Source organism: Campylobacter sp. CNRCH_2013_0671h (assembly GCF_025773055.1).
Lineage (GTDB): Bacteria > Campylobacterota > Campylobacteria > Campylobacterales > Campylobacteraceae > Campylobacter_D > Campylobacter_D lari_D.
Genome location: NZ_JAKMTG010000023.1, coordinates 1 through 1658, shown reverse-complemented (window position 1 = coordinate 1658; position 1658 = coordinate 1). Strand labels below are relative to the sequence as shown.

Sequence of the window (1658 nt, the reverse complement as noted above, 5' to 3'; positions counted from 1 at the left end):
CCCTCAGTTTCCAAACATTAACTATCAAAGAGCATAATTACACTTGTAAAAGCAAACATTCATAGATAACTCCTTAGTTTTTAAAGATCTAGTTTCAAACTAGATCTTTAAAGATAATTCAATCTATAAATACAACCCTATAATATATTTTTATCGTTTTTATTTACTTTAAGAATTCTTATATAAAACTATGCTATAATACAAGCCATAGTTTTAATTTTAATAAGGAGAATTCTCATGAAACTAGTTAAACTTAGTTTAGTAGCAGCATTAGCTGCAGGTGCTTTTTCAGCAGCTAACGCTGTTTCACTTGAAGAAGCTATAAAAGATGTTGATGTATCAGGAATGTTCAGATATAGATTTGAATCTGATAGAAGAGATATTGGCAATACAATTGTAGATGGTTACAACAGCTCTAAAGAAAACAAGCATAAATTTAAATCTCAATTAAATTTCAAAGCAGCTTTAGATGATAACTTCAAAGCTTTTGTTCAATTCCAATATAGTACAAGTGAACTTGGTTTTAATAGCCCAAATGCTAAAGCTAAAGCTGAAACTGATACTGATAGTACTTTTGCAGTTCAACAAGCTTACTTAGAATATACTAATGAAGCTTACGCTACAAATGTAATCTTTGGTAAAATGGAAGTTGGTTCTATTTGGACTGATGATGCAGTAGGAACAGGAGCTAAAATTCTTAATAATTCTATCGAAGGTTTAACTTTTGCTGGTTATTGGTTTGATAGCTTCAATGTTACAAGCGATGGAGATTTTACAGATTTAGGTATTGCTGATACTTCTTTATATGGTGCTGCTGTATTAGGTGATTTTGATCCATTTGCTTTCCAAGTATGGGCTGCTTATTCAAACAATTGGGCATTTTTATATGCAGTAGATGCTAGCTATAAATTTGCATTCAACGATGCTAACTTCAAAATCCAAGCTCAATACTTAGGAAATAGCTTGGATAGTGATAAAGAAAAATTAGGTCTAGATAATAGCAATTTCTACGCTGCTCAATTACAAGGACAAATTTCTGCTTTTGATTTCCAAGCAGGTATCGTTGGTTATGGTGAAAAAGACAAAGCTAGCTTAGTAGTTTTAGAAGATAAAGGTAGAGTAATCGCTCCAGGTGAGCAAATTTTCTATTCTACTGGTAGTGATTTAAGAGGTAGTATAGGTGAAAACTTCTTCTATTTTGCAGGTTTAGGTTATACTTTTGCTGAAACTGTTAGAGTAGGATTTGACTATATCGGTGGTAAAACTGAATATGCAGCAGGTGCTGAAACAGATAAAAATGAATATATCGCAAGAGTATCTTATGCATATAGCCCAAAACTTACATTTAGTGGATTCTATTCTTACTTAACTGAAGATTTCAATAAAGCTGGTGTTCATGATAGCGATGATCAATTCATCAGACTTGAAGCTCTATACAAATTCTAATTATAAAAGCTAAGCCAAAAGGCTTAGCTTACTATATCTAAAATTATCTCTTCTTTTATTCCTTGTATCTTAATTTCTTTTATTTTTAAATCATTAGGTAGATTTTCAAGCAAAGCTTCTTTATTATATATATTTTTACTTGCTAATACTCTTAGTATTTTACCCCTATAAGCTTTAGCAAAATGACTTAAAGTTTTGGAATTTTTTAAAAA

At 30.8% G+C, this 1658-nt stretch carries 1 protein-coding gene and 1 pseudogene; one reads left to right on the top strand and one right to left on the bottom strand.

Annotation, left to right across the window (positions count from 1 at the left end; genetic code table 11):
* Nucleotides 1-237 precede the first annotated feature (237 nt).
* Entirely contained in the window at nucleotides 238-1446 is a 1209-nt protein-coding gene (locus L8X97_RS08245) for a major outer membrane protein (protein ID WP_263663064.1), read from the top strand.
* 23 nt (nucleotides 1447-1469) lie between these two features.
* Here the strand turns inward: L8X97_RS08245 and L8X97_RS08240 are convergent.
* Nucleotides 1470-1658: pseudogene (locus L8X97_RS08240) on the bottom strand (peroxide stress protein YaaA); the annotation flags it as partial.

What these genes read in the sequence shown, in the direction of transcription:
- L8X97_RS08245 (WP_263663064.1), top strand. Translation starts at nt 238, where the DNA reads ATGAAACTAGTTAAACTTAGTTTAGTAGCAGCATTAGCTGCAGGTGCT.